The sequence below is a fragment of the Nonomuraea sp. NPDC049152 genome, from assembly GCF_040648355.1.
Classification (GTDB): Bacteria; Actinomycetota; Actinomycetes; order Streptosporangiales; family Streptosporangiaceae; genus Nonomuraea.
Genome location: NZ_JBEZDO010000029.1, coordinates 1 through 25,800 on the forward strand (window position 1 = coordinate 1; position 25,800 = coordinate 25,800).

General features: G+C 69.2%; 29 protein-coding genes and 2 pseudogenes. 14 read left to right on the forward strand and 17 right to left on the reverse strand.

Features of this window, described 5'->3' with window-relative positions; all coding sequences use genetic code 11:
* Positions 1 to 297 precede the first annotated feature (297 nt).
* Positions 298 to 867, forward strand: a complete 570-nt coding sequence (locus tag AB0B45_RS38525; RefSeq protein WP_358141359.1) for a hypothetical protein — start codon at positions 298 to 300, stop codon at positions 865 to 867.
* Between the two features lie 131 nt (positions 868 to 998).
* Here the strand turns inward: AB0B45_RS38525 and AB0B45_RS38530 are convergent, their stop codons facing one another.
* Positions 999 to 1,238: a prolyl oligopeptidase family serine peptidase gene (locus AB0B45_RS38530; protein ID WP_358141362.1), complete on the reverse strand. Its 240-nt coding sequence runs from the start codon at positions 1,236 to 1,238 to the stop codon at positions 999 to 1,001.
* Positions 1,239 to 1,407: 169 nt separating this feature from the next.
* Positions 1,408 to 1,539 (reverse strand): annotated as a pseudogene (locus AB0B45_RS38535) (prolyl oligopeptidase family serine peptidase); the annotation flags it as partial.
* Positions 1,540 to 1,709: 170 nt separating this feature from the next.
* On the opposite strand from AB0B45_RS38535, the gene AB0B45_RS38540 reads away from it, so the two are divergent.
* The 4 genes from AB0B45_RS38540 to AB0B45_RS38555 all read left to right on the forward strand — a co-directional run bounded on the left by AB0B45_RS38540 (position 1,710) and on the right by AB0B45_RS38555 (position 6,404).
* Positions 1,710 to 2,147 carry a transcriptional regulator gene (locus AB0B45_RS38540; protein ID WP_358141365.1) on the forward strand — a complete coding sequence of 146 codons (438 nt, stop codon included), beginning with the start codon at positions 1,710 to 1,712 and terminating at the stop codon, positions 2,145 to 2,147.
* Between the two features lie 57 nt (positions 2,148 to 2,204).
* Positions 2,205 to 3,095 (forward strand): ABC transporter ATP-binding protein, encoded by an 891-nt coding sequence (locus tag AB0B45_RS38545; RefSeq protein ID WP_358141368.1) that lies wholly within the window; start codon positions 2,205 to 2,207, stop codon positions 3,093 to 3,095.
* Positions 3,092 to 4,678 carry a polyketide antibiotic transporter gene (locus tag AB0B45_RS38550; RefSeq protein ID WP_358141370.1) on the forward strand — a complete coding sequence of 529 codons (1,587 nt, stop codon included), beginning with the start codon at positions 3,092 to 3,094 and terminating at the stop codon, positions 4,676 to 4,678. Before AB0B45_RS38545 ends, AB0B45_RS38550 begins: the two co-directional genes overlap by 4 nt.
* Before the next feature lie 196 nt (positions 4,679 to 4,874).
* Positions 4,875 to 6,404 (forward strand): alpha/beta fold hydrolase, encoded by a 1,530-nt coding sequence (locus AB0B45_RS38555; RefSeq protein WP_358141373.1) that lies wholly within the window; start codon positions 4,875 to 4,877, stop codon positions 6,402 to 6,404.
* Positions 6,405 to 6,802: 398 nt separating this feature from the next.
* On the opposite strand, the gene AB0B45_RS38560 is transcribed toward AB0B45_RS38555, so the two are convergent.
* Genes AB0B45_RS38560 through AB0B45_RS38570 form a run of 3 tightly spaced genes read right to left on the reverse strand, consistent with a single transcriptional unit; the run spans position 6,803 to position 9,723 of the window.
* Positions 6,803 to 9,034 carry a helix-turn-helix transcriptional regulator gene (locus AB0B45_RS38560; RefSeq protein ID WP_358141375.1) on the reverse strand — a complete coding sequence of 744 codons (2,232 nt, stop codon included), beginning with the start codon at positions 9,032 to 9,034 and terminating at the stop codon, positions 6,803 to 6,805.
* Positions 9,021 to 9,305, reverse strand: coding sequence for a helix-turn-helix transcriptional regulator (locus AB0B45_RS38565; protein ID WP_358141379.1), 285 nt, complete (start codon positions 9,303 to 9,305; stop codon positions 9,021 to 9,023). The genes AB0B45_RS38560 and AB0B45_RS38565 overlap by 14 nt, the downstream gene beginning before the upstream one ends.
* 31 nt (positions 9,306 to 9,336) lie before the next feature.
* A complete protein-coding gene (locus AB0B45_RS38570) occupies positions 9,337 to 9,723 on the reverse strand; it encodes a hypothetical protein (protein ID WP_358141382.1) in 387 nt (128 codons plus the stop codon).
* Positions 9,724 to 10,280: 557 nt separating this feature from the next.
* On the opposite strand from AB0B45_RS38570, the gene AB0B45_RS38575 reads away from it, so the two are divergent.
* The gene (locus AB0B45_RS38575; RefSeq protein ID WP_358141385.1) at positions 10,281 to 10,523 is read left to right on the forward strand and encodes a hypothetical protein; all 243 of its coding nucleotides are present in this window, start codon (positions 10,281 to 10,283) and stop codon (positions 10,521 to 10,523) included.
* Here AB0B45_RS38575 and AB0B45_RS38580 read toward each other — a convergent pair.
* Positions 10,505 to 10,678, reverse strand: coding sequence for a hypothetical protein (locus tag AB0B45_RS38580; protein ID WP_358141388.1), 174 nt, complete (start codon positions 10,676 to 10,678; stop codon positions 10,505 to 10,507). The two genes, AB0B45_RS38575 and AB0B45_RS38580, sit on opposite strands and share 19 nt — an antisense overlap.
* Before the next feature lie 313 nt (positions 10,679 to 10,991).
* Between AB0B45_RS38580 and rox the strand changes: the two genes are divergently transcribed.
* Positions 10,992 to 12,416 carry a rifampin monooxygenase gene (gene rox / locus AB0B45_RS38585; protein ID WP_358141712.1) on the forward strand — a complete coding sequence of 475 codons (1,425 nt, stop codon included), beginning with the start codon at positions 10,992 to 10,994 and terminating at the stop codon, positions 12,414 to 12,416.
* Here the strand turns inward: rox and AB0B45_RS38590 are convergent.
* Together AB0B45_RS38590 and AB0B45_RS38595 are read right to left on the reverse strand one after the other, a co-directional pair.
* On the reverse strand, positions 12,324 to 13,016 hold the full coding sequence (locus AB0B45_RS38590) for a hypothetical protein (protein ID WP_358141390.1): 693 nt from the start codon (positions 13,014 to 13,016) through the stop codon (positions 12,324 to 12,326). The two genes, rox and AB0B45_RS38590, sit on opposite strands and share 93 nt — an antisense overlap.
* Before the next feature lie 68 nt (positions 13,017 to 13,084).
* A complete protein-coding gene (locus AB0B45_RS38595; RefSeq protein ID WP_358141393.1) occupies positions 13,085 to 13,345 on the reverse strand; it encodes a hypothetical protein in 261 nt (86 codons plus the stop codon).
* 342 nt (positions 13,346 to 13,687) lie between these two features.
* On the opposite strand from AB0B45_RS38595, the gene AB0B45_RS38600 reads away from it, so the two are divergent.
* Positions 13,688 to 14,578, forward strand: a complete 891-nt coding sequence (locus AB0B45_RS38600; RefSeq protein ID WP_358141396.1) for a LysR family transcriptional regulator — start codon at positions 13,688 to 13,690, stop codon at positions 14,576 to 14,578.
* 178 nt (positions 14,579 to 14,756) lie between these two features.
* Here AB0B45_RS38600 and AB0B45_RS38605 read toward each other — a convergent pair whose 3' ends face one another.
* Positions 14,757 to 15,179, reverse strand: coding sequence for a hypothetical protein (locus AB0B45_RS38605; protein WP_358141399.1), 423 nt, complete (start codon positions 15,177 to 15,179; stop codon positions 14,757 to 14,759).
* Between the two features lie 573 nt (positions 15,180 to 15,752).
* Here AB0B45_RS38605 and AB0B45_RS38610 point away from each other — a divergent pair.
* From AB0B45_RS38610 to AB0B45_RS38620, 3 genes and pseudogenes are all read left to right on the forward strand, one after another.
* Positions 15,753 to 16,706: an alpha/beta hydrolase gene (locus AB0B45_RS38610; protein ID WP_358141402.1), complete on the forward strand. Its 954-nt coding sequence runs from the start codon at positions 15,753 to 15,755 to the stop codon at positions 16,704 to 16,706.
* A complete protein-coding gene (locus AB0B45_RS38615) occupies positions 16,699 to 17,880 on the forward strand; it encodes an acyltransferase (protein ID WP_358141405.1) in 1,182 nt (393 codons plus the stop codon). The genes AB0B45_RS38610 and AB0B45_RS38615 overlap by 8 nt, the downstream gene beginning before the upstream one ends.
* 381 nt (positions 17,881 to 18,261) lie before the next feature.
* Positions 18,262 to 18,471: pseudogene (locus AB0B45_RS38620) on the forward strand (transposase); the annotation flags it as partial.
* A gap of 43 nt (positions 18,472 to 18,514) precedes the next feature.
* On the opposite strand, the gene AB0B45_RS38625 reads toward AB0B45_RS38620, so the two are convergent.
* Positions 18,515 to 18,865 carry a hypothetical protein gene (locus tag AB0B45_RS38625; protein ID WP_358141408.1) on the reverse strand — a complete coding sequence of 117 codons (351 nt, stop codon included), beginning with the start codon at positions 18,863 to 18,865 and terminating at the stop codon, positions 18,515 to 18,517.
* Between the two features lie 91 nt (positions 18,866 to 18,956).
* Between AB0B45_RS38625 and AB0B45_RS38630 the strand changes: the two genes are divergently transcribed.
* The gene (locus AB0B45_RS38630) at positions 18,957 to 19,607 is read left to right on the forward strand and encodes a thymidine kinase (protein ID WP_358141411.1); all 651 of its coding nucleotides are present in this window, start codon (positions 18,957 to 18,959) and stop codon (positions 19,605 to 19,607) included.
* A 7-nt stretch (positions 19,608 to 19,614) separates the two neighbouring features.
* Here AB0B45_RS38630 and AB0B45_RS38635 read toward each other — a convergent pair whose 3' ends face one another.
* From AB0B45_RS38635 to AB0B45_RS38650, 4 genes are all read right to left on the reverse strand, one after another.
* Positions 19,615 to 19,893: a glycoside hydrolase family 95-like protein gene (locus tag AB0B45_RS38635; protein ID WP_358141414.1), complete on the reverse strand. Its 279-nt coding sequence runs from the start codon at positions 19,891 to 19,893 to the stop codon at positions 19,615 to 19,617.
* 140 nt (positions 19,894 to 20,033) lie between these two features.
* Positions 20,034 to 20,204 (reverse strand): glycoside hydrolase N-terminal domain-containing protein, encoded by a 171-nt coding sequence (locus AB0B45_RS38640; RefSeq protein ID WP_358141417.1) that lies wholly within the window; start codon positions 20,202 to 20,204, stop codon positions 20,034 to 20,036.
* A 44-nt stretch (positions 20,205 to 20,248) separates the two neighbouring features.
* Positions 20,249 to 20,557, reverse strand: coding sequence for a glycoside hydrolase N-terminal domain-containing protein (locus AB0B45_RS38645; protein ID WP_358141420.1), 309 nt, complete (start codon positions 20,555 to 20,557; stop codon positions 20,249 to 20,251).
* 420 nt (positions 20,558 to 20,977) lie between these two features.
* The gene (locus AB0B45_RS38650; protein ID WP_358141714.1) at positions 20,978 to 21,223 is read right to left on the reverse strand and encodes a metalloregulator ArsR/SmtB family transcription factor; all 246 of its coding nucleotides are present in this window, start codon (positions 21,221 to 21,223) and stop codon (positions 20,978 to 20,980) included.
* A 228-nt stretch (positions 21,224 to 21,451) separates the two neighbouring features.
* Here AB0B45_RS38650 and AB0B45_RS38655 point away from each other — a divergent pair, with 228 nt between their 5' ends.
* Entirely contained in the window at positions 21,452 to 21,685 is a 234-nt protein-coding gene (locus AB0B45_RS38655) for a helix-turn-helix transcriptional regulator (RefSeq protein ID WP_358141423.1), read from the forward strand.
* 64 nt (positions 21,686 to 21,749) lie between these two features.
* Here the strand turns inward: AB0B45_RS38655 and AB0B45_RS38660 are convergent, their stop codons facing one another.
* From AB0B45_RS38660 to AB0B45_RS38670, 3 genes are read right to left on the reverse strand one after another with little or no spacing between them, the layout of a single operon-like run.
* On the reverse strand, positions 21,750 to 23,264 hold the full coding sequence (locus tag AB0B45_RS38660) for an alpha/beta hydrolase (RefSeq protein ID WP_358141426.1): 1,515 nt from the start codon (positions 23,262 to 23,264) through the stop codon (positions 21,750 to 21,752).
* Complete coding sequence (locus AB0B45_RS38665) at positions 23,261 to 24,052, reverse strand: hypothetical protein (RefSeq protein ID WP_358141429.1); 792 nt, start codon at positions 24,050 to 24,052, stop codon at positions 23,261 to 23,263. Before AB0B45_RS38665 ends, AB0B45_RS38660 begins: the two co-directional genes overlap by 4 nt.
* Positions 24,053 to 24,079: 27 nt before the next feature.
* Complete coding sequence (locus tag AB0B45_RS38670; RefSeq protein ID WP_358141432.1) at positions 24,080 to 25,006, reverse strand: ABC transporter ATP-binding protein; 927 nt, start codon at positions 25,004 to 25,006, stop codon at positions 24,080 to 24,082.
* A 248-nt stretch (positions 25,007 to 25,254) separates the two neighbouring features.
* Here AB0B45_RS38670 and AB0B45_RS38675 point away from each other — a divergent pair, with 248 nt between their 5' ends.
* Positions 25,255 to 25,761: an AAA family ATPase gene (locus tag AB0B45_RS38675; protein WP_358141435.1), complete on the forward strand. Its 507-nt coding sequence runs from the start codon at positions 25,255 to 25,257 to the stop codon at positions 25,759 to 25,761.
* The last annotated feature ends 39 nt before the right edge of the window (positions 25,762 to 25,800 follow it).

Here is a 25,800-nt window from a genome sequence, read left to right on the forward strand (position 1 = left end):
ATGACCGTGGTCGGCGTCATCGCCCTCGCCTCCGGCGCCTACTCGATGTAAGACCACCCAAACCAGGGGTGCCGTCCGCTGGCCGAGGGCCGGATGCGTCGCTCCGGAGCGGGCCGCAAGCGCGCCGAGCAGGTCGACCCCGGGCTGCCCGCGGCGCTGGATGCGCTGGTGGAGCCGCCAAATAGCGCCGAAGAAATCGCGCCATATCAGCGAAGGTCACACTCCGGGGGATGCGCGGGCAAGAACTGTTCAGACCGTGGAGCGAACTTCTGCAGCTCCATGATCATCGAACAGAGCATGAAGAAGATCGTGGTTTTCACCGTACTGCCCATGCTGTCCGCCGCTTTCGTAGTCGCGGGAGCCGCAGGCCCCGCAGGCGCCACTGTTGGCAAGGACTCCTGCCCGACGCCCACCAAAGCCGACGTGGCTCGCGCCGCCGCGGACACGCTGGACAAGCCGGCCAGAGGCTCCGACGACGCCCTCAACGGAGTGCGCGTCAAATACATCCCGAAGGGCTTCATCGCCGGCCAGGTCGTAGTGGAGCCCAAAGAGTACGCCTACCAGTGGATGAGCGATGAGGACACCCCCGACAAGTACCGCAACCTGTGGGTGCGGATCATCTGCGACCCCTCGCTGGTGAAGCTCGCCGACCTGCGCAAGCCCTCCTTCGACTCGGGCGAGTTCGTCAAGTCGAAGAAGGGAAAGGTCGGCGGGCGTACGGTGCTCGTGCAGGTCCCGAACAAAGAGTTTCGCGCCTCCCGCGACGTCGCCTGGGTGGAGCGCAGGGGCGTCGTCGTCAGCGTGACGGTCTCCCAGCCGCTCTTCGCCGACCTCGGCAAGGTCGTCAAGGGGATCCAGGTCAAGTAGCCCGTCAGGGGCGGCCGCGCAGGCGCCTGCACGAGTCCACGGGCATGGCCGTGGACTCGTCGGGAGCCTGACGGACGCAACAACAGCGCCGACGAAACCCCAACCGTCAGCCAGAGCACGAGCGCCGGCGGTTATCGCGCTGACGCCGTTCCGTCAGGCGACTCGTGTCTCTTGAGTGGGTCACCTTGCCAGCGGTCGAACCATGCGCGCTCGAGCATGTCGAGCTGGTGGTTGCGCTCCAGAATCGGGTGGCCTTCTCTCGGGTAGGCGACGAACTCGTGCTCGACTCCGAACCGCCGCAGGGCGCGGTGAAAGTATGTCGCCTGGCTGAGCGGCACATTCGTGTCCTCCTCGCCGTGCAGGATCAACACCGGCGTCTGGATCTTCGAGGCGTAGGAGATCGGGCTGAGGCGGTCGTGCGGGTGTGGCCGGGTCCCTCCCAGCCGCAACTGCCGCTGAGGCCCGTTTCCAGGGTCCCCAACTCGCCGCTCGCGAGGAGTCGCTGATGCCGGCGCCCACCAACGCGGCCTTGAACCGGCCGGTCTGCCCGACGGCCCAGGCGGCGATGAACCCACCGTGGTTCCAGCCCCCGATCCCGAGCCGATCCGGATCCGCGATGCCCTCGGCGATCAGCCGGTCGATCCCGCTGAGGACGTCCGTCCATTCTGTCATCGCCTCGATCGCGAGACTTGCGTTGCTAGTTGTTTCAGTCAATACTGAACTGATTGGCAACCGAGGAGTCTGAGCAATGCGCAGCAGATTGGTGGTCGAGGGGTTCGACCGGTATCTTCGCAGGGCCCCGCTCGTCACACCCACCCCAGCACCCACCTTGGACTGATCACATGCCGGAAGATCCGAAGCGCATGCGCGAATGGGTGGAGCGGGTGGCCACCTTCGTGTCCGAGGAGTGGGGGCTCGCCCCGATCACCGGCCGCATCATGGGCTGGCTGATGGCCTGCGACCCACCGGCGCAGACGGCGGGCGAGATCGCCGACGCGATCGGCGCCAGCCGCGCCTCCCTCACCACGAACATGCAGCTTCTGACGTCGATCCGGCTCGTACGGCGCTTCCGCAAACCAGGTGAGCGAACGGTCTACTACCAGATCGAGGACGACGCCTGGGAGAAGGTCATCAGGCAGAAGCTCCAGGCCTTCGCCGCCTTCGACCAGCTCGCCGACGAAGGCCTGGCGCTCGGCTGGGACGACGACGCCAAGACCAGGCGCATCCGTTCGGCCAAGAACTCCATCTCCTGGCTGAACGACCACCTCAAGCAGGGCTGACCTCCCGCGCCACCGCGACGCGGTGATCAAGCATGCCCGCATTCGGGACGGAATGTCATGAATGACGCCATCTCAGCCTCAGGGCTGACCAAATCCTACGGCGCGACCCGCGCCCTCGACGGGCTCGACCTGTCCGTGCGCACCGGAGAGGTGCACGGCTTCCTCGGCCCGAACGGCGCGGGCAAGTCCACCACGATCCGCATCCTGTTAGGCCTGGTCAGAGCCGACTCCGGCAGCATGCGCCTGCTCGGCGGCGACCCGTGGCGGCAGGCCGTCGAGCTGCACAGGCGCCTGGCCTACGTGCCGGGTGACGTAACGCTCTGGCCCACGCTCACGGGAGGCGAGGTGATCGACCTGCTCGGGCAATCCAGGGGCGGGCTCGACCCGCGCCGCCGCGCCGAGCTGCTCGACCGCTTCGAGCTCGACCCGCGCAAGAAGAGCCGCGTCTACTCCAAGGGCAACAGGCAGAAGGTCGCCCTGGTCGCCGCGCTCGCCTCCAGGACCGAGCTGCTCGTGCTCGACGAGCCCAGCTCGGGCCTCGACCCGCTCATGGAGGCCGCCTTCCGCGACAGCGTGCGGGAGGAGCACCGGGCGGGCCGTACGGTGCTGCTGTCGAGCCACATCCTGTCCGAGGTCGAGGCACTGTGCGACCGGGTCAGCATCATCCGCGCGGGCCGCGTCGTCGAGTCGGGCGCCCTGTCCGGCCTGCGGCATCGCACCCGCACGTCCATCGACGCCGAGCTCGCGGGGCCGGCCACCCCGCTGGAGGGGGTGCGTGGGGTGCACGATCTGCGGGTCGAGAACGGCCGCGTCACCTGCCAGGTCGATGCCGGCGCGCTCGACTCGGTGCTCGCGCTCGTCGCGAAGATCGGCGTGCGAGGGCTGACCTGCAGGCCGCCCACACTGGAGGAGCTGTTCCTGCGCCACTACACCGAGGCGGCCCGATGACCGGCACAGGGCTGCTCGTACGGCTGGCCGTACGAGCCGAGCGCGTGATCGTCGCCTCGTGGACGCTGCTGATCGTCGCGCTGTGCGCGGGCACCGTCTCCTACGTGCACCGCTTCTTCCCGACGCCCGAGGCGCTGCGCGCCTACGCGGACGTGATCGACGCCAACCCCGTCTTCCTCGGTCTCGGCGGGCCCGTCTCCCAGCCGAGCGTCGGCGCGATGGCCGCGTGGCGCGCGGGCGGCCTGCCGTACCTGCTGGCCGGCTGGATGGCCGTGTCCCTGGTCATCAGGCGCACCAGGGCGGAGGAGGACACGGGCCGGATGGAGCTGCTGCTCGCGGGAGCGCTCGGCAGGTACGCGCCGGTCACGGCCGCGCTGCTGACCGCCTGCGGCGCCTGCCTGCTTGTGGGCGCCGCCTCCGCGGCCTTTCTGATCGCCGCCGCCGGCCTGGGTGCGCCTGGCTCGCTGGCCTATGGCGCCGCGATCGCCGTCGCGGGCTGCGTGTTCGCCGCCGTCGCGGCGCTGACGGCCCAGCTCGCGCAGAACGCCCGCACCGCCAGGGCTCTCGCGCTCACCGCGCTCGGCCTGTCGTACGTGCTGCGCTACGTCGGCGACGCTTCGGGGCACTCGTGGCTGGTGTGGCTCTCGCCGCTCGGCTGGAGCCACCTGGTCCGGCCGTACGGCGATAGCGCCCCGTGGCCGCTCGCGTTCTCGGCCCTGGCGACCGCGCTGGTGCTGGCCGCCGCCTACCGCCTGGTCGCCCGCCGTGACCTCGGCGAAGGCCTGCTCCCGGTACGGCAGGGCCCCGCCGAAGGCCCCTCCCTGCGCGGCCCTTTCGCTCTGGCCTGGCGCCTGCAGCGCGGGCTGCTGGCCAGGTGGCTGGTGGGCGTGGTCGCCGCGGCCACGTTGTTCGCCGGGCTGAGCGGCGTCGCCCCACGGCTGGCCGAACAGCCGGGGAACGTGCTCTCCGCGTTCATCCAGCGGTACGGCGGGCCGTCGGGTGATCCCGTCGACGCCTACCTGTGGATCATCCTGCTCTTCCTCGGGTACACCACGGCCCTGTATCCCGTGCTGGCCATGCTGCGCCTGCACGCCGAGGAGACGACGGGGCTCGCCGAGGCGCTGCTGGCCACCGCGACGAGCAGGCTGCGCTGGGCGACGGGCCACCTGGCCTTCGCGCTCGGCGGCACGGTCCTGCTCATGGGCGCGGGCGGCCTGGTCACCGGGCTCATCGCCGGCTCACTCCTGGACGCGCCCGTCCTGCCCCGCGTCATGGCCGGAGCGCTGGGACAGGTCGCGGCCGCGTGGGTCGTCGGCGCGGTGGCCGCGGTCGCGGTGTGCGCCCTTCCCCGGATCTCGGTCGCGGTGTCGTGGGCGGCGTGGGCGCTCGTGTTCGTGGTCGGCGACCTGTGCGGGCCGCTGATCGGGCTGTGGGGATGGGGGCGGATGCAGCCGTTCCACTACGTGCCGAACACCGTCGCGGGGGCGAGGTTCGCCGCGGCCCCGCTGCTGACGCTGCTCGCGCTGACGGCTCTGCTCGTGGCGCTCGCCCTCGCCAGGCTCCGCACCAGGGACCTCAACTGACCGCCTGCCTTCCGCCTACCTGGCGGAAGGCGATCGCCACGCCCCACCGGGCTCCTTAACGTCACTGGCCGTTCGGTTGCTGCTCAAGCCCCGAGTAGGACCAGGATCCCAGATCGCCTCTGTAGGAACGGTTCCCAGGTAGGAAGAGAGAGATTGTCCGTGCCGCAACACTGGGATCATGATCACGATTCGCGCAATGAAGCTGAGCAAGCGCCACGGCGGCATACGCGGGAGGAGCAGGCGGCTGGTCATCGCCGTGGTGGTGGCGGCGCTGGCGGTGATGTCGCCGACGGCATCGGCCGCCAGCGACGATGGGGGGCTGACGTGGCGAGCGTGCGAGGGTGAGGGCACGCCCGCGGGCCTGCAATGTGCCGCGATCGAGGTGCCCGTGGACTGGGCGCAACCGGACGGGCGGAAGATCACACTGGACCTGGCCCGGCTGCCGGCCACCGAGCCGGCAGGCCGGATCGGCAGCGTCCTGAGCATTTCGGGCGGTTACGGGATCGAGGACCTGAGCCGGGGCGCGGCGAACCTCACCGAGCTACGACGCAGGTTCGATCTCATCGGCTTCAACATCCGAACCACCGTGTGGATCACGCAGATGCCCGAGGCATGCAAGCAGCCGGGAGCGATTCTGCACGACCCGCGCAGCAAGAAGCAGTACACCGCGCAGGCCGCGGCGATGACCAAGGCGCTCACCACGTGTCAGCAGGCCGACGCGACGGGGCTGTTCACGCACCTGGACGCCCTGTCGATCGCCCGGGACGTGGAGGCGATCCGCCAAGCGCTGGGTGAGCAGCGGCTGAGCTTCACGGCCCACTCCCTCGGCGGGGTCGCTGCAGCCGCGTACGCCCGGCTGTTCCCGCAGCGCATCCGGGCCATGTACGTCGACAGCGTGGGCAATCAGACCAAGGGCTGGCCCGCTCACCATCTGCAACTCCTGCCCGTCTCGCAACGGATGATCACCAGGTTCGCCGAGTGGTGCGCGGACACCCCCGCCTGCGCGCTGCACGGCCAAGACGCCGAGGCGGTATGGCGCAGGCTTCTGCGGGCCGCCGATCGCCATCCGATTCCGGTCACCTCGCCACAATACGGCACTGGGAAGCTGACCGGCTGGCTGCTGGGAGCCCTGGTCCCCCGCGATCCGGGGCCGCAGAACGCCGACTGGCTGACCTTCGCGACCTCCGTCGACAAGGCCCGGCGCGGAGACGGTTCGGGTTTCGCCGACGCGGCGTTGTTCATCGCACGGCACTCGGCGACCCCCGGCGCACTGGCGATGAGCTGCGGAGATGAGCGCGGGTACACCAGCTACGCCCAGCTTGAGGACTTCCGCCGGAAAGCGCGCAAGATCGCACCCGAGTACGCAGGAGCGGAGATCAGCTTGCTGGGATGCACGGGCTGGCCGCTGCCGGTGGCCAACCCGGCCCGCCCACTGCCCACCCGCGACCTGCCGCCCCTGCTGGGGGTCGGCACCACATGGGGCGGCTACCCCCTAACCAAGAGCTTCACCAGCATGATCCCGGGATCGGTGACCATCGCCTACGACGGGCCCGGACACGTCACCTACCTGTCAGGCAAGAAATGCCCGATCCGGCACGCCACCACCTACCTGACCGACCTGACTCTGCCCAAGCCGGGCACCACCTGCCCAGCCGAAGAGCCACCCGCCGAGCACGGCGGCGTCGGCACAAACAAGCGCGACGAGGCGATCACCCCGGCCTGGTGAGCGGGCCGCTGCACCTGACTACTCCACGCTCTGTCACCGAGATCATCGAGAGTGAGCCAGAGCCCATTCTCGCCGCGCTCAACAAGAGACCCCGGGCTCTGTGCCGAGTTCTAGGCAGCGGCCGCCGCTCTGAGAACCAGGGTTTCCCTCTGAACATGACACTGCCCCGCCACAGGTGTGCTGCCAGGCGGGGCATCAGCGTGCAGTGCGGCCGACGCGCTCCGGCTCGTATCCGTGGAGGGGTGTGTTGCCATGCGCAACGATCGCCTACAGGATCTTGATCAACTGCAGAGGGCCGTCAGGCCTTTCCTGCACGTAGAACATCCGCCGCTTCTGGTGACCGTCTCCAACCAGTCGTTCACCTGGATGGCACGGTTGATCGGTCGTGTAGCGCGCGATCAGGGCCCGGGTCGCATCGTTTCTGCTCTGCTCAGCAGCACACGGAACTTGTCACCTAGCTGTCGATTCTCGCAATGGGCACGCAGAAATGCGACGACCTTCTCCGAGGGCGTTTCGTCCGACTCGTTGGCGAGGAGGTGATAGAGCTCAAGGATGATCACGTGAGCGCGTAGGTCGTCAACGGCGCCAACGGGCGCGATGCTCGCGCCCTTGTCCGCTGCCTCAGCCAGTACTTCGGCCAGGCTGGGGGTGGTGCTGAGGCAGTTATTCAGGTGAAGCATCAGCGATGGTCGACTGCCAGCGATCCAGGCAGTCGCTGCCTGATCGCCGTGGCTCGCGAGGTGGCGCAACGGTTCGTGAAGGAGAACGTCCGATAGCTCGGCTGGATGAGAGTCTTGCTCAAGGTAGTGCTGCAGCAGGTAGTCGGCGACTACGTAGCCGTCGACCTGTCCCATGGTCTCGCCTGAGGTGATCGGGCTCATAAGGGCGGCAGCCCCGTGCAGGGGTGTGGTGGCGTAGGCCAGGGCGAACTCGAACCAGTCAGGTGGCGCGCTGGCACGCTGCCGCTCATCGCAGTACCTGGGTGCGGCTGCCCGAAGCAGATCGGGCTTGAGAGGGAGGTCCGCTCCGAGGCGGGTGGCATCGATCGCGGCCTTCAAGACAGCTGCAGCGTACGGGCCGGCACTGCGCCAGCGCTCCAGCATCTGCGGCGCGGCCGCGATCATCTGGGGTAGGCCGCAGTCGCTGTATGGCAGGGCCGCTGCGATCTGCGGGTCGGTAGCCTGGGCGGCGCGGGCGCGCTTCTGTTCGGCCTCGCTGAAGGTAGCGCTCAAATGGACGACATCGGCGAGTTCGAGCACCTTTCGCGCCGCCTCGACCGCGCGTGGCCGCCCGGAGTGGGCGGGGGTGATGTAGTCGGCGTAGTAGCTGGGCCAGATGGTGGCCATGACGACGGCGCCAGCTTCCAGGAGGGCGCGGATCGTGCCCTCACCCACCGGGGCCGGCCCCTGGAGATAGTGCTGCAGTTCGTCCAGCCACACCACCATCTGAGAGGGAGACTGAGAGGCCACATGGCGAAGGTGGTCGGCATCGCGCGGATGAAGCAGTCGCCAGGTCGGGAGCACGTCTCGTATCGCCTCGTAGGCACTGCGGCTCTTACCTGCTGAGGAGTGGCCGACGAGTACCACCATCCCGCCTTGATCGGCGGCGCGCGTTACCAGGTTCCGCAGTCCTGTGGGACCGCGGTCGCTGTCGCGCTCGATGTAGACGGGCTGGCGGCCGTCTGCGCCGGGAACGTCGATCGCGGCGTGCACGCCAAGGCGGCGCGGGTCCGCGTCGGCGACACGGAGCATCCCGGCGGCCTGGGGCCGGGAGGCGAGGGCGCGTTCACGCGCGGCCTGCCAGGCGCGTCGTTGTGCGCGAGGGACATCGCAGGCCCGCAGGTACAGATCCAGGGTTTCGGCCGTGGACCGGCCGGTCCGGGAAAGATCGCTGATGGTGCTGGGCGGCAACCGATCAGGCCGTACCGCGCGATCCATCATGGCGTAGGAGCGCCCCGCACGGAGCGCGTCCAATGCGTCCGCCAGTTCCGCCGGGGTGGCGATGTCTGCGGGATCAACCCCGGGCGGGGGCGAGACTTCAAAGCGGCTGGATTCTGCAGGACGCCATAGGCGACGTTGAGCCTCCTGCCACTCGCCCCACTGCTCGGGCGCAACCTCGCAGACGCGGAGAAAGATCTCGAGAGTGCGCGGGCCGACCGCTGCCCTTCCACTGAGCACCCGAGCGATCGAGCTCGGCGACATTGCCCCCTGACTGTTGTTGCTCAACTCCCTGATGGAGCGGGTTCCTGCCAGCTTCTTCAACGCGGCCGTGAACTCCGCCCGAGTAGAGATCGAAGCGGGATCGACCGTCGAGGTCGGTTCGACCTCGCGCTGCGGTGCGGTGTCGTCTTGTCCCGCCTCTTCGAAGAAGACCTGCGACTGTCGTGCGTGTTGCCATTGCGCATGCCATCGTTCGAGTGATCCACCACACGCGAGCACGTAGGCGTTGGTAACCTCCCAACTGGGCAGCCTGTCCCCGCTGGCTGCGGTGGCCATGACGGAGATGGCGTAATCGGATCTTTCCGCCATTTCCCGGTAGGACAGCCCGGCTTCGGCGCGGAGCGCTCGCAGGGCGAGCGCGAAGTCTGCGGTTGGGCTGCCGGGCTCGATGGGCTTTTCAGGCCGGGCCATGGCCAGCCCCCTTCCATGCAGCTGATGCGTGAAGCCATTGAGCGCGCCAGTATTCGGGGTGCCCTCCGCAGACGTGCACATAAGCCTTCGTGACGTTCCAGGTGGGCAGCATTTCTCCGCTAGCTGCGGTGGACAGCACCGAGACGCAGTAGTGCGTCCTTTCGGCCATCTGCCGGTAGGACAGCCCGGCGTGGGCGCGCAACGCCCGTAGGCCGATCGCGAAGGTCGCGATCGGCCCTTGGGGGTTGACGGGTCGTTCTGGTCGTGGCACGGCGGCTACCGTTCGCCCGCGATTCGGGTGATCAGTAGACGAGCCGGGGAAGCCGGAAGCCGAAGCCTGCGTACCGACGCGCGATCTCCCCCGCGCCAAGCGTCCCGCCCAGCACCGCCGCGGTGGTGAGGATGGGCGGGTAGTTCTGCCACAGCAAGACCGTGGTCGTGACGCAGATGACGACGATGACCAGGATGCGCACCACGGGCGCATCCTGGGGAGCGGTGAGGCGGCGGGCGATCTCGATACCGCCCACCATGGCCGCGATCGTGACCGTCGCGACCGACGGCCAGGCCATGCCCACGGCCAACAGGGCGCCGACCAACATGAGGGTGATAATGAAGACGATGAAGCGCTGCACGCCGTCCTCGGTCGACGACCGGAGGGTACGGTGAACTGAAACTTCGGACGCGGCCACGTGGCCTCCTTGTCTAGCCCGGAAAGAGAATGGCTTCGACTGGAGGTCCGTGTCGCCTGGTCGATCGGGGGATCGCTCAGTTGGCGCGCGATGCGGGCTCGTTGCCGAAGTCTGGACGCAATCCTCGTTCGCCTCAGGATTCCCGTCCAGACCTATGGCGCATTTCAAAACAACACGCTCACTGAGACCCGGCCTTGCGAGTGTGACAGATGGCCCGAACAACTCCAGGGTGTTCAGGGAATGCGACGCACAAGCTCTTCGAACAATCCCACCAAGCTCGCATGTTTCCGCAGGTCAAAGGCCGCTTCGCCTGGACGGTGAGCCGTTCGGCAATCCGGGTTTGTCCGAATCCGGTGCCGAACAGCTCCGCCATCGAGTGTCATGACCACACGAGAACGAAGGGGTTGATGCCCGTTCTCGTCTGACGCAGTCTGCTAGCCCGGACCCGCGGTCGGAATGAGAAGGTCTCCTGTTGGCGCGGGAGGCCTTCTGCCGTTTCAGACGCTTTCCCACCCTTTAACTATTTTGTTCGGTTTATTGCCTTCTGAGTGTTTTGCGTGTTCGCGTTCTGGACGCGCTCAGCTTCTCCTATCGCGGTCGCGGCGGGCGGCGGCGCGCTTGCGGGCGCTGTCGACCTGGCGGCGCTGGGTTTCGGTCAACTCGGCCATGACGGCAACCTCACGGGTGCCCGGCTTGGCGTCCACTTCGCGCTCAAACGCGGAAGTCGATTCATTCGGGTCGTCTTGCTGTGCGCCGTCATCGCGCTGGTCGTCAAGCTCGCCTACGACCAGTTCGCGTAGTGGCCACGAGCGAACCTCATCAGGGCAGCGCCTTCCGAGATCCGGTCCGCCTCGGGGGCGGCCAGGATCAGACCGTCGACCGTGACCGGGATCAGCCGGGCCGCCACGCCGGATTCGCCCTGCAACCGCACGGGCCCGTTTGGCGTCGTGATCACGTGGCTGGGAAAGGATTGGACGGGATGACGCTCGGGCTTGTAACTTGCAGTTGACCTTGACATCGCCCGAGGAGGTGAGACCCATGAACGCTGTATCGATGTGGGTGCTCCCCCTTACCGTCACGGTCGGGCGATTGACGTAGGTGTCGCCGGGAGCGCCTCGACAACAAGGCACTCCCGAAAGGCAACACCTATGCACTCTCAGCAGTTCACCGCCGAGCCGTCGTCGAACGGTACGGTCGAGCGCGACTTCACCGTGGGCGACGTCCCCGAACTCTGGTCGCCGGCCTCCGGCGCCGATCGCGCGCCCCTCATGTTCGACGTGATCATCGCCGGGTGCGGGCCGACTGGTGCGATGCTGGCCGCCGAACTGCGGCTGCACGATGTGCGGGTACTCGTTGTGGAGAAGGAAACCGAGCCCGTGTCGTTCGTCCGCATAGTCGGTCTGCATATCCGCAGTATCGAGCTGATGGCGATGCGCGGACTGCTCGAGCGCATTCTCGAACACGGAAGAAAGCGTCCGGTCGGCGGTATCTTCGCCGCCATCACCAAACCCGCGCCCGAGGGCCTGGATTCCGCGCACGCCTATCTGCTGGGCATCCCGCAGCCGGCCATCGTTCACCTGCTCGAAGAACATGCGATCGAACTGGGCGCGCAGGTCCGGCGCGGTTGTGCGGTCGCCGGTTTCGAGCAGGACGACGAGGGCGTGACCGTCGAGCTGTCCGACGGGAAACAGCTGCGTTCGCGCTACCTCATCGGCTGTGACGGCGCGCGCAGTACGGTGCGCAAACTGCTCAGCGTCGGCTTCCCCGGCGAGCCCTCACGGACCGACACGCTCATGGGCGAGATGAAAGTGGGTGTACCGCAGGAGGAGATCGCCGCCAAGGTAACCGAAATGAGCGAGACCCATAAGCGATTCTGGCTCAGACCCTTCGGCGAAGGGGTCTATAGCGTCGTAGTCCCCGCCGCGGGAGTCAGCGACCGCGCGGAACCGCCCACCCTCGAAGATTTCAAACAACAGTTGCGCACCATCGCCGGAACCGATTTCGGCGTGCACTCCCCGCGCTGGTTGTCCCGCTTCGGGGATGCCACCCGGCTGGCCGAACGTTATCGCGTCGGGCGGGTGCTACTGGCCGGCGATGCGGCGCACATCCATCCACCCATCGGCGGTCAGGGCCTCAACCTGGGCGTTCAGGACGCATTCAACCTCGGCTGGAAACTGGCCGCACAGATCCGCGGCTGGGCGCCGGAAACACTGCTGGACACCTACCAGGCCGAACGTCATCCGGTCGCCGAAGACGTGCTGGACAACACCCGCGCCCAGATGGAACTGCTGTCCACCGAACCGGGCCCGCAGGCCGTGCGCCGGCTGCTCACCGAACTGATGGACTTCGACGAGGTGAACCGCCATCTGATCGAGAAGATCACCGCGATCGGCATCCGCTACGACTTCGGCGAAGGCCCCGACCTGCTCGGCCGCCGCCTGCACGACATCGACGTGAAACAGGGCCACCTCTACAGTCTGCTGCATCGCGGCCGCGGCCTGCTGCTGGACCGCACCGAACGCCTGACCGTCGGCGGCTGGTCCGACCGGGTCGATTACCTCGCGGATCCCACTGCGGTACTGGATGTTCCGTGCGTCCTGCTACGCCCCGACGGCCACGTCGCCTGGATCGGCGACGATCAGCAGGACCTGGACGACCACCTCTCCCGCTGGTTCGGCAAGCCCGCCAACTGATTTCGCCTGAGCAACCGAAAAGGCCCGTGAGGATGATCGGAACGGCCAGTAGCGACTGACCATCGGAAGGCTGGAGGCAGCATCAGCCGTGGTGCTCTGGCGCCAGGGTCGGCCTGCGAGGAGGGTCAGCCTCCGAGTGACGACCGGAAGACGGCGGAAGAGCACCGCGGGGTGGATCGGCGCAGGCGTCCGCGCGTTCGTATAACGGTCGTCGGTGGCCAGGTCGGCGCCGGCCTCGCAGAGCTGCCACACGTACTCGCCGTAGAGACGGTCGAGCTCGTCGGAGACGAACAGCCGACGGTAACCGCTCTTGGCCCGGACCTCATGCGCGTGCTCACGTGGAACGACCTCGAGGAACGGCGTGTCGCCACAGCCGGTGTGCCAGTCCCGGTGCTGCAGCCGCTGCACCTCGGCCTTGAGCGCGGACAGGTTGCGCGGCTCGGGCAGCTTGTCGAGCTTGGGCACCGACACCCACGGCTTGCCGTTGCGGGTGACGATCTTCACGCCGCCGGTGGCGCCCTCGGCCAGGTCGGTGTTCAGCCGGTCCAGGGAGCCCGTCAGGCGTTCCTTGAGGCCGGCGACGAACTCGGCGGCGTCCATCGGCTTGGACAGGGAAGTAGTGGACGTCCCGGTTGGCCTCGAAGCCGCCCGGCAGATCCTCATCCGGGTCACGCCACCGGCCCGCGCCCTGCACATAGATCTCCCGGCGGCGCAGCGCCTCCCGCAGCGCGATCAGCACGTTCGTCAGGATGCTCGATCGCGGCGTTCACCATCTTGGAGAAGATCCCGCGCTTACCCTTCACCGCGGTCAGCTCGCCGATCAGCTCCTTCTCCACCTTCCGCTCCGCCCGAGCGTTGATCTTGTGGATCAGGCCGACCAGCAACTCCACCAGGCCGTCGACCAGCTCGGCCTGGCGCGTCCAGCACAACGCCGCCAGCAGCGTGTACCGGATCGGCTCCGGCGATCAGTGCCGTGGAGCGGCTTTGACGCACTAGGGCGGCATGCGCGGGAGCGGGTCGGGGAACCCGCTGTGGGCAATGATGACGGCAGGGCGGGCCCGGCCCGGGCCGACACGGCACCTCAAGGAGCCCCGGCGACGCAGGCCGCCGGCGGTCAATCTGCGGACCGATCTGGACAGGCACGCAATCTGGCTGCGCCCGATGACCTGGCCTGACACCTCCAAAAGCACCCCTCCCACAGAGGCGTCCATTTTGCGGCGAATAGTCCGCCTATGACACTCTTCTCCTCCGATTGACGAGAGGGGGACAGCGTGGAGCTGCGTGATATCGAGATCTTCCTGACACTGGCCGAGCTGCTGCACTTCGGCCGGACCGCCGAGCGGCTCCACGTGTCGGTGGCCAGGGTGAGTCAGGCGATCAAGAAGCAGGAACGCGGCATCGGCACCGCGCTGTTTCATCGCGACAGCCGTAACGTCCGCCTGACACTCGCCGGGGAGCAGCTCCGCCGCGATCTGGCCCCGATCTACCAGGGGCTCAAGGACAGCATGGATCGCGCCAGGCTGGCCGCCCAGGGCAAGACCGACGTGCTGCGCATCGGCACGTTCGGCGCAAACGCCCAGGATCTCCGGTACGTCTGGGAGTCCTTCCGCGCCCGCCACCCGCAGTTCGGACTCCAGGTGCGTTTCCGCAACTTCCTGCGTCCTTTCGACTCGCTGCACAGCGGGGAGCTCGACATCCTGGTGAGCTGGCTGCCCGTGGAGGAGCCTGGCCTCACCGTCGGCCCCGTCCTGTTCACCGAGCCCAGGGTGCTCGCGGTGGCTCATGACCACGAACTTGCCGGGCGCGGCCCGGTCTCCGTCGAGGTGCTCGCTGACCGCGGCGTATCCGGGGGCGCCGAGGCGGTCCCCGACTACTGGGAAAACTCCTTCACCCCCTTCTCCACCCCCACCGGCCGCAAGGTCGAACGGCTGGTGGATGTGGCGATCGTGGAAGACATGTTCGGGGTCGTCGCCTCGGGCGAGGCCGTCCAGCTCCTGGCCGCGCACGCCAGCCGTTACCACATCCGGCCCGACATCGCCTACCTGCCCATCCCCGACGCACCCCGCCTGCACTGGGCGCTCGTCTGGCGCAGCGAGGGCGAGCGGGAGGCCATCCGAGCCCTCGCCCGGCTGGTCCGCGACCTGGGCCCGACGGAGTTGTAGTCGACCGCGAGCCTGATGTGAACCTCCAGTAAGGGGAGATGCCCCAAGGCCGACCGGGCCGACAGGCAGGTCGCCAAGGGAATCCGCCTGATCAGCGAGCCCACCGGCGCCGCCAGCGCCGCGCCGATGATCGCGCGGCTTCGTGCGGGACGGCGCGCGTGCCGTCCCGCACAAGGACCTACACGTTGCAGTAAAAGTTAACCGGCCCCTCCTCCTGCATCTTGCTGTGGAAATCTCCGCCGACACTGACGTCCACGCGGAGCTCGGCTCCCTTCTTCCCCCACACCAACACGAACGCGCAGGTATTCGGCTCCACTGTGAAGCTCTTGCTGAAGGGAAGGCGGGTGTTGACCGCCTGCATCGCATTGATCATGGTCGTCGGGCTCTCTGCGTCCTTCGCGGCCATGACGCCGTAGCCGAGGGCGACCTCTCCGACGGCAGGGCCGGAGAGCTGGGTCAGGGTGAACACGGCCTCGACATCCGCCCTGTGTGCGGCAGTCGAGGGGACGGTCTGGTCGTGGTTGTGGGTCAGCTTGCTGTAGGGATTGGCCGCGCCGGTGGTGGCGGCCATCGCGCCGGATGTGAGAGCGAGCGCGAGCATCGCTGCAGCGGTGAGCCTGCGACCCTTGCCGGTCGCGGCGTGAATCTCGCGTCCGTCGCGCCTGGCGGAAGCATGTCTGCCGACAGGCACTCGAGAACATGCGAATTAGCACGTTTTATAGCTGAATCGGCTTATTCATCCCTTTCGGGTGGCTTGCGGGCGGGACAGAAGACGGACGCCGACGCCGGCAGCCAGGGCAGACTGACCAGCGGCACGGGCCGGCGGCACTTCGGCGATCGATCGCCCACCCCGCTCATGCCCTGGGGCGGTCAAGATTCCGGGATATCCAGTCATACGCGTTGAGCCGTTCAAGACCATGAAGCCCTCTCCTCGCGTCGCGGCGGCCCGCCACCGGCAGGTCGGCGCCTCCACCCGAATCGAGGTCGAGCCTCAGCACAGAACACCCCTGACACCAGAGCCCTTGATTTACCGCGCATTCCGCGCGCATGTCTGGTGACCTGCAAGGACGCCGTGGGTCCATGGCAGGAGGCGTGCAAGGGACACCGCTTCCACTGATGGTCACGGCCCGGAGATCCCCTCCGGGCGACACACATCAGGAAGGACCGGTAGCCCATGGTGTCTCGACTGCGCCGCACCCTGCTCGCCGCACTGGTCACCGCCTCGGTCGTAGTGCCGATCTGCGGCGCGGCTCGCTCGGCGGCTGTCGTGGCACCCGTTCCCGCCCCTCTCGCGCCGGTCCGCGGCGCGACGCCCGCCGTACTCGCGGAACGCTACGCCGCCAACCGTGACGCCATTCGAGCGGCCGAGCGCATGGCCGCCGCCCACGGCCACCGGGGCAGGGCCACCGTGCTGCGCGCCCTGGGAGATCCGAGCCGGCAGTTCCTGTCCTTCGACGGACGGGATGGCGGCCGCACCGCCGAGGTGTTCGGCGACCTGTCTCGCGCCGAGCTGATCGCGGTGCTCGTCCCCGGCTCGGACACCAATCTCGACACCTACGAGCGCTTCCAGGCCGGCGCAGTGGCGCTCGAACGCCAGCTAGGCGGCCGGGCCGCCGTCATCGCCTGGCTCGGATACGAGACACCGGGCACGGTAAGCCTGCAGACCATGACACCGACGCGGGCCGATGCCGCCGCCCCCCGGCTGCGGCGCTTCGTGCGGGAGCTGGGCGCGTTCAAGCCGGGTTCCCGCATCTCACTGCTGTGCCACTCCTACGGCTCCGTGGTCTGCGCCAGGGCAGCGTCCGGGCTGGAGATAGCGGACATCGTCCTGTACGGCAGCCCCGGCGTCGGCGATGACGACGTCGCCGGGTTGCGCACGCGGGCCACCGTCTGGGCCGGCCGGGGCGCGGCGGACTGGATCGCCGACGTGCCTCACGTCCGGTTCCGGCTTCCCGACGCCACCGTGGGGTTCGGGGTGGATCCGGTTTCGCCGGAGTTCGGGGCCAGGGTCTTTCCCGCGGGCGACGGCGGGCACAGCGACTACCTGAAGCCCGGGTCCGTGTCCCTGGACAGCGTGGCGCGGATCGTCTCGGGGCAGCTCCCGCCCGCGGAGGATCGTCGTGCGTGACCTGGATTCGAGCGGCCGCCTGCCGCGACACCGCATGCGCGAGCTGGTCCGGCTGGTGGATGCCGCGACCCCGCCCGGCCGGGACCGGGCCGTCGACGCGTTGCGCGCCTTCGCCATCCTCGGCGTCGTGCTCGGCCACTGGCTGGTGACCGCGCTCGTGGCCGACAGCGGCTCCGTGCGAGGCGCCAGCCCGCTCCAGTACCTGCCCCATCTGGCTCCCCTGTCGTGGGTGCTGCAGACCCTGGCCGTCTTCTTTCTGGTGGGCGGTCAGGTGGCGGCGAGGAGCCATGCCTCCGCCCGCGCCCGGGGCGAGCCGTACCTGCGATGGCTGGCGGGCCGGCTGGCCCGGCTGTTCAGGCCGGTCGTCGCCGTGCTGGCGGTGTGGTCCGTGGCGGCGGTCGCGATGCTCGTGTCCGGGGTCGGCGTGGAGACGGTACGCACGCTGGGGTTGCTGGTCCTGTCCCCGCTGTGGTTCCTGCTGGTCTTCGCCGTTCTGACGGCGGCGACCCCGCTGGTCGCCAGGCTGCATCCGCTGTGGCCGCTCGCCGTCGTCATCCTCGTCGATCTGGTCCGGTACGGCATGGGCGGGCCTGGCCAGGTCGGCTGGATCAACGTGCTGGCCGGCTGGCTGGTGCCGTACTGCCTGGGCGCGGCGTGGGCCAGAGGCCGGCTGCTTGGCCGCAGGACCGGATGGGCGCTGCTGGCGGGCGGGGCGGCCGCCACTGCCGCGCTCGTGCTGTGGGCCGGCTACCCGGCCGCCATGGTGGGAGTGCCGGGCGCGGCCGTCTCCAACCTGAACCCGCCCACCCTCGCGGCCGTCGCCTTCGGTCTCGCCCAGTGCGGGGCGGCGCTGCTGATGCTCGGCCCGCTGCGGCGGCTGCTGCGGCGCCCCGCTGTCTGGGCAGCCGTGGCGCTGGTGAACATGTCGGCGATGACGATCTTCCTCTGGCACCAGACGGCGATGATCGCGGTCACCGCCGGGGGCATGGCCGTCAGCGGGATGCTGCCTGGACTGCACACCCTCCCCGATGGCCCGGGGTGGCTGCTGGCCCGGATGGGATGGGTGCCAGTGTTCGGGGCGGCGCTGTTGGTGTGCTGCACCGCATTCAGGACGGGTGAGCAGGGCCGGCCGGGTAGGCAAGGCCGCGGCACCCGGCCATCGGCCCGGCAATAGTCCATGCCGTGACGAGACTCGGCAAGGCAGGTGCGGGGCGGCCTCCTACGTCTTGGGGGCCGGGACTCTTCCGACGCCCTGGACGAGGCGGCCGGCCGCTATCTGGCCGACCTCGCAGCGGCCTGGCCGCCCGGCGACCGCGGCCCGGTAGGGCCGGCCGTGGACGGCAAGACCCTGCGCGGCAGCCGCACCAGCGACGGCACTGTCCATCTCCTGGCGGCGACACTGCACCAGGGGCAGTTCGTCATCGCGCAGAAGCAGGTCGAGGCCAAGAGCAGCGAGATCCCCGCCTTCACCCCGCTCATCAGCGGACTCGAGCTCACGAACGTGGTCGTCACCGCCGACGCCCTACACATCCAGACCGGCCACGCTCTGCAGGTCGTCGCCGTCGTCTACGTGGATCCCGCGTACACCTCGCAGGGCTGCTCGCACTGCGGGCACGTGGACAAACGCAACCGGCCCGGCCAGGAAGCCTTCGTCTGTACGTCGTGCGGCTTCGCTGAGCACGCCGACGTCAACGCGGCCCGCAACATCGCCTCACGCGGTGTTGCGGGCTGGGCAGTGAGTCACGCTGCCGACGACGCGGCCTGAACCGTCGAATCCATCGACGGAGAGGAGCTGCGAGCTCGGTCGTTCACGGCCGAGAAGCTGACCGTCTCCTGCTCCCCAGGACGTCGTCGATCACCTTGGGGGCGTTCTCGGTGCCGACGTAGGCGGCCAGCCGTACGGCGAGCTCGTGCGCCTTGTGCAGCTCCATCTCCACGCGCGCCTTGCCCGACTGCCCGGCCTGGATGCCGAAGTAGGCGCCGATGATGGTGCCGATCACGCCGCACACCCCGGCGAACATCGTCGCGAACTCCTTGGTGGCGAACACCGCGGCGCCGAACGCGACGAGGATCACGATGATGCCGGTCAGCACGACGAAGAATCCGTAGCGCCAGCGCGCGGCGTCGGCCTGGGCCGCGGTCAGGTCGTCAGTGGTCATCAGTGCCTCCAGCGCGGCCGGATTGTCCGTGGCCAAGGTCGCCTCCTGTGACAGATGGGAGCAGTAGTGATGACCAGTAAGCTAGCGGCCTGTGACCGAATTGTCCGCGCTCTCTCCCGTCCCCTCCGCCGCTCGCGACGCCGTGCTGAAGTTCTACTTCGGCCCCATGGACTGCGGGAAGTCCACGCTCGCGCTGCAGATGAACTACAACCACGGGCGGCAGGGCAGGCGCGGGCTCGTGCTGACCAAGCACGACAGGTCCGGCGGGGCGAAGGTCACCAGCAGGATAGGGCTCGGCCTCGACGCGATCGAGGTGGACGACTCGCTCGACCTGGTCGCGCTGGTCGGCGCGCACGACAGGATCGACTACCTGATCTGCGACGAGGCCTGCTTCTACACCGTCGAGCAGATCGAGCAGCTTGCCGACCTGGTCGACGAGCACGGGGTGGACGTCTACGCCTTCGGCCTGGCCTCGGACTTCAGGTCGCAGATGTTCCCCGCCGCGCAGCGCCTGTTCGAGCTGGCCGACGAGGTGTGCAGGCTGCAGGTGGAGGTGCTTTGCTGGTGCGGGCGTCCAGGACTGCTGAACGCCCGCGTGGTCGGCGGCGCCATGGCGCGCAGAGGCGAGCAGGTGGTGATCGGCGACACCGACGCCTCCCCCGTCCGCTACCAGGTGCTCTGCCGCAGGCACCACCGCTCGGGGCAGCTGGCGACGCCCCTCCCGAGCCTGACGGCCTCCTGACCGGCCCCTACCCGCCCACCTGAACGCGGTAGGGCTTGCCCTGCCTGGTCGGCAGCGTCAGCGTGTCACCCTCGGCCTTGTACGGCACCGGCCTGCCGTCCGCCGTGGTCACCGTGACCCGCCCGCCGAAGGCCGCGTTGCGCAGCTTCACCACGCCGCCCTTGCCGGCGGTGAGCCGCACCTCGCGCGGCTGGCCCGACGCCCAGGTGATCCCCACGGTGTGGCCGCCGCGGGCGCGCAGCCCTTCGACGGCGCCGTCCCGCCGGGCCGCGGGCAGCGCTGGCACGACATCTCCCGCGCCGTCGCCGGTCGGGAGCGCGGGCATGGCGCCGCCGAGGTCGGGTGTGACTCTGCCGAACAGCTCGGCGTGGTCGGCCTCGTGCGCGGCCAGCAGGTTCCTGTACCCCTTGGCCGCGGCGGCGTCGATCAGGCGGGTGACCCTGGCGTGCGGGTCCGCCCCCTTGTAGGTGGGATAGTCGTCGGCGTAGGGACGGCGATCTTCGAGGTGAAGGCGACGCTGCCCGGCTTGTCGGCGCCGAGCCTGGCGACCACGACGCCCGCGGGGGCGGAGGCGAAGTACTCGCGGGTGTGGCGCACCTCGCCGGCCTTGAAGGTGACACCGGCGACGGCGCGGGAGATGTTCAGAGCGCGCCGGGCCGCGGCGCCTCCCAGTTGCCGAAGTTGTAGTCGGAGACGCCGGGGCCGCCCGTCCACAGCGTCTTGTCGTTGAACTGCAACCGCTCAGCCTGGACCCCGCCGAACACGGTGGCGCCCATGGGGCCGTTGCCGATCGGAAGCGAGCGGGTCTCCCAGCCCTGGTCGCCGTCGGGCGCGGCCTCGTCGTACCAGAGCGTGTACGGCTCGGCGGGCGTGGGCTCCGCGGCGGACGTCGGGGCGGAAGCCATTCCCAGTACCAGCATGAATGGGACCACCAGGAATCGTCGGTTCATCGATCGCACCTACACCTCGGATGTGTTCGCCGTTGGGAGATCGGAGGTCTTGCGGGCGGTGCGGGCTGGGCGACGAGGCGGGAGGAGAGCCGCGCATAAGTGGGTCGACGTGGCGGGGACCAGCGGCATGGAGGCTCCTACGTGACCACATACATCGGATGTATTTCCAGATCTTAACGCGAGGATGCCGTGTTGACCAGATCTGATCACTCTGTGATCCGATCTTTACAGATGAGATCACTCCGAGTCAGCTAAACTTGAAGAGACCGGCTCGGTGGTGGAGGCCGGCGGTTGCGGTGGTGGCCGTGCCCAACTCCCCGTTGAGGGCCACCACCGTCCCCTGTTCGGCTCTGCGCCTGACGCTCACATTCACGCGCGTTCACATCAGCACGAAGAGTGACGATCTTGTTGCACTCTGCTTCAGCCTGCTGGCCGACCCAGGACGGTGTGGGCGACGGCCAGATCCAGCAGCATCCGCACGTGGGCGTCGTCGAGCCGGTAGTAGGCGATGCGCCCCGCCCGCCGTACCGAGACCACCCGGTGGGCGCGGAGCAGGCGCAGCGCGTGGGAGGCCGCCGACTCGCTCAGCTGGGCCACGACCGCCAGGTCGCACACGCAGAGCTCGCCTTCCAGCAGGGCCATCAGCGGCCGCAGCCGAGCACACAGCGGCCGTCCACCCCGAACGGGACACCAGGTGACCGCAAGCCATCTGAAAGTGACTTACAACCAGCAACGGCTACAAACCTCACTTAGCACTACAAATCGGAAGGCAAGCGGCTCCGATGGGCCGGATTCCCTTCCGTCACGGGCGATCCGGTCACACCGACGGAAGCCCGCGGCCCCGACGCGGGCCGTACGACCTCGAAAGTCACAGAGATCACCGGAAGTGATCAGATGGTCCCGTTCGTTCTGCCCGGCGACGCCGACGAGCTCGCCGAACCCGCCCTCGCTCCCCGCGAGGCGGAGACCCTGCGCCACATCGCCGCCGGGTGCACCTACTCCCAGGCCGCTCGGCGCATGGGAGTCAGCCTGCACACCATCGACACCTACCTGCGCAGGGTCAGGCTCAAGTTCGGGATCACCAGCAAGGCGGAGCTCACCCGGCTGGCCGTCGCGCTGGGGCTGTGAACCCGCGTGAACGGCCCCTCGGACCACGCTGTCCGAGGGGCCGCCTGCCGTGGGGTCGCCTCCCTCAGCGGCACCACGCTCCCTTCAGGGGCGGGCGGCCGTCGATGAGGTAGGTGTCGACCGCGTCGTTGACGCACGCGCTGCCGCGCTTGTCGTAGGCGCCGTGGCCGTCGCCGTCGTAGGTCAGCAGCACGCCTGAGGACAGCTGGCCTGCCAGCCCCCTCGACCACGCGTACGGCGTGGCCGGATCCCTGAGGGCGCCCACGACCAGGATCGGGGCCGCTCCCTCGGCGCGGATGGCGTGCGGCCTGCCGACCGGCTTGACCGGCCAGTACGCGCACGTCAGCTCCCCCCAGGCCGCCCTCTCCCCGAAGATCGGAGCCTCCTTGCGGATGGCGGGCAGCCGCGCCTCGACCTGTTCGGCCGAGGTCATGGCCGGCGGGCCGTCCAGGCAGACGATCGCCGCCATGGCCGCCGCGAAGTTGTCGTCGGGCCCGCCCGGGGTCCCGGCGATCTTCAGCAGGCCCGCGCCCTTGCCCTCCGCGGCCTGCTGGAAGGCGGTCCGTAGGGAGGGCCACGCGTGCTTGCTGTACAGGGCCCCGGAGATGATGGCGACGGCGGTCTCCTTGTCGACCGTCGCCGCGCCGTCACCGGGCAGCGGTCTGTGGTCCATGCGCTCCAGCAGCTCGGCCAGACGCCGCCTGGCGGCCTTCGGATCGGTTCCCAGCGGGCAGTCTGGGCGTTTCGCGCAGTCGGCGAGGAAGGAGTCGAGGCCCACTTCGAACCCGCGGGACTGGGTGACGAACCCGCCCGTCGGCCAGCCCCTGGGGTCGACCGCGGCGTCGAGGACCAGCCTGCCCACCCTCCCGGGGAACCACTCGGCGTAGACGGCGCCGAGGTAGGTGCCGTAGGAGAAGCCGAGATAGTGGAGCTTGGCGTCGCCGAGCACACCGCGCAGCACATCCATGTCCCTGGCCGCCTCGACGGTCGAGACGTGGGCGAGCAGCTTGCCCGACCCCGCCTGGCAGCGGGCACCGAACTGCTTGAGGCCGTCGGCGTAGTCTCCGGCCGTGGCCCTGACGCGCGCCCGCGGGTTCCCCACGCCACGGACGTACGGGCTCGCCCCCGACGACGCGCAGTTGATCGCCGCGCTCCTGCCGACCCCCCTCGGGTCGAACCCCACGACGTCGTAGCGGGCTCGCAACCGCGCGGTGAGGACCTCGTCGGAGACGCGGGCGAACTCCACCCCCGAAGCGCCCGGCCCGCCCGGGTTGAGCAGGAGGGAGCCGATCCGCCGTCTCTGGTCGGCGGTCCGCTTCCTGATGACGGCCAGCGTGATCGTCTCCCCCGCCGGGTCGGCGTAGTCGAGCGGGACCTGCAGGCGACCGCACTCGAGTCCGCCGTCGCACTTCTTCCAGCCGATCCGCTGCTCGTAGAAGGGACGCAGCGCCCCGGCGTCCGCGGGGACGGAGGCGGGCCTGACGTCCGTCTCCCCCGCACCGCATCCCGCGGCCAGCACGCCCAGTAGGACGGTGCCGACCGTGAGCAGGCCCAGCCGGGCGCGCCCGGGCGCCGTCACGCGTCCCGCCGGCGCATCAGGAAGATCGCCAGGCCGAACAGGGCGGCCGTCCACGCGCAGTAGACCGCGAACCAGCCCCAGGGAGCGGTGGCCGTCATGTCGGCGATCCGCACTCCCGCCACACGCGGCATGGCCTGGATCACCGTCTCGACCCCAGGCACCAGGGACATGACTCCTGGCAGGAAGTAGAACAGGCCGAGCATGGCGAAGACGGCGCCCGCCGTGTGGCGAGTGATCGCGCCGACGGCCATCGCGAGGACCGCCAGCACCGTGAGGTAGGCGGACAGCCCCAGCAGGGAGCGCAGCACCCCCGGGTCGGTAGGACTGCCGAGCACCTCGCCCGTGGTCAGCTGGACGGCGAACGAGATCGCCGTCACGGCCAGCGAGGTCACCAGGGTCGCCGCGGCGAACACCACCATCTTGGCCGCCAGCATGCGCCCGCGCCACGGAACGCTCATGAGCGAGATCTTGATCATCCCCGAGCGGTACTCGCCGGTGATGGCCAGGATGCCCAGCACCATGATCGCGATCTCGCCGAGCTCGACCCCCATCTGGACCACGGCCACCGCCTGGCCCATGGTGCTCGTCGCGCTGCCGAAAGGCGAGACGACCGACACGACCGCGACGACGACGCTGGTGCCGACGGCGAGCATCGCGAAGATCGCGAGACACCAGCGGACCGATCTCACCGAGCGGAACTTGGTCCATTCGGCGAGAAGCACGTTGCCGAACCCGCCCTTCGCCGGCGCCATGCCGACCGCAGGCGCCGCGAGAGTTTCAACTGCCATGATCTTCCCCCGTCAGATCGCTGCCGGTCAGGCGCCGGCCATGGACATGGGCGCACCGGCCCGGAACTCGACGCTGTCCCGCGTCAGCTTCATGAACACGGCTTCCAGCGAGTCGTTGCGTGTCCAGAGCTCGTGCACCGCCACCCCGGCCGTCAGCGCGAGATCGCCGACGCGGGAGGAGGAGAGTCCGATGACGGTGAGGGATCCGTCGGGTTCCGCGGCGACCCGCCCTCCGGCGGATTCCAGGACGGGACGCAGGATCGTCGCGTGCGGCGCGCGCACGTGGACCGCCCCGAGCGAGTTGCCTGCCACGAACGCCGTCATGGCCTCGTCGGCGATGAGCCGCCCCTGGCCGATCACGACGACGTGATCGGCGGTGCCCTGCATCTCGTTCATGAGATGGCTGGAGACGAAGACCGCCCGCCCCTGAGCGGCGAACGACCTCATGAGGGTGCGGATCCACAGGATGCCCTCGGGGTCCAGGCCGTTCATCGGCTCGTCGAGCACGAGGATGCCAGGGTCCCCGAGCAGCGCGGCCCCGATGCCCAGCCGCTGCTTCATCCCGAGGGAGAACTTGCCGACGCGCTTGCCCGCCACTGCGGAGAGCCCCACCAGCTCGATCACCTCCGCCACCCTGGCGTGGCCGATGCCGTTGCTCTGCGCCAGGCACAGCAGGTGGTCGCGGGCGGACCGGCCCGGGTGCGCGGCCTCGGCGTCCAGCAGCGCGCCGATCTCCCGCAGCGGATGGCGCAGCTTCCTGTACGGCCGGCCGTTGACGGTGACGGAGCCCGACGTCGGGCGATCCAACCCCATGATCATGCGCATGGTCGTCGACTTGCCTGAGCCGTTGGGCCCGAGGAAGCCGGTGATGGTGCCAGGTCGCACCGTGACGGACAGGTCATCCACTGCCAGGGTTCCACCGAACCGCTTGGTCAGCCCTCGTGTCTGGATCATCCGATTTCTCCGCGGTCTCGTGTCCTGCTGCCTTCCTCACCGCCCGCGAGCGGGGAGGGGATTCGCAGCGCTTCAGCGGGTCGTGCGGCTCACCCGCGTGTGGAGGCCCGCCTTCACCTGTCCGGGCCCTGCGTTCCAGTAAGCGGGACAGGATGACTCGCGTCATGTCACTGACATTCGCGGCTTGACAGAGTCGAATGATCTTGATAAGAGCGACGGACGATCTCCACCGGCGAGCAGGGGGCACCATGACCGAGCGGACGCAAGCACCGCTGTCCCTCCTGGCGGGCGCGCCTGGCGCGGGCAAGACGACCCTGCTGCCGCACCTGCTGCGGGCCGCCGGCGGGCTGGTCGTCATGGACATGGACGAGCTGCTCGAGAACGGCTCGCTGATCGGCGTGCCCATCGCCGACCCGGAGGCCGCGCCGATCTGGCCCGCCTACGACCGGATGTGGCAGCGCATCGTGACCATGGTCAGGCGAGCAGGGCATCCGGTGCTCCTGCTGTGCCCGGTCCCCGACCCGGAGGAGCTCGTCCCGGGCGGCCGCTGGGAGGTCCCGGTCCGCTGGGCGCTCCTGGACTGCCCCGATGAGGTGCGCCGCCACCGGCTGCGGGAGCGCGGCTCGCCCCCCCGAGTGGATCGAGGACGCGATGGCCGACGCCGCCCAGGGCCGCACCCTCCTCCCCGCGGTCTTCCCCGGCGACAGAGAGGACGTCGTCGGGCTCGCGGCACGGGTCGTCACGTGGGCCCGTGACGGCGCGGCTCCGAGCGTCGCCCTGCCCTGAGCGCGTGC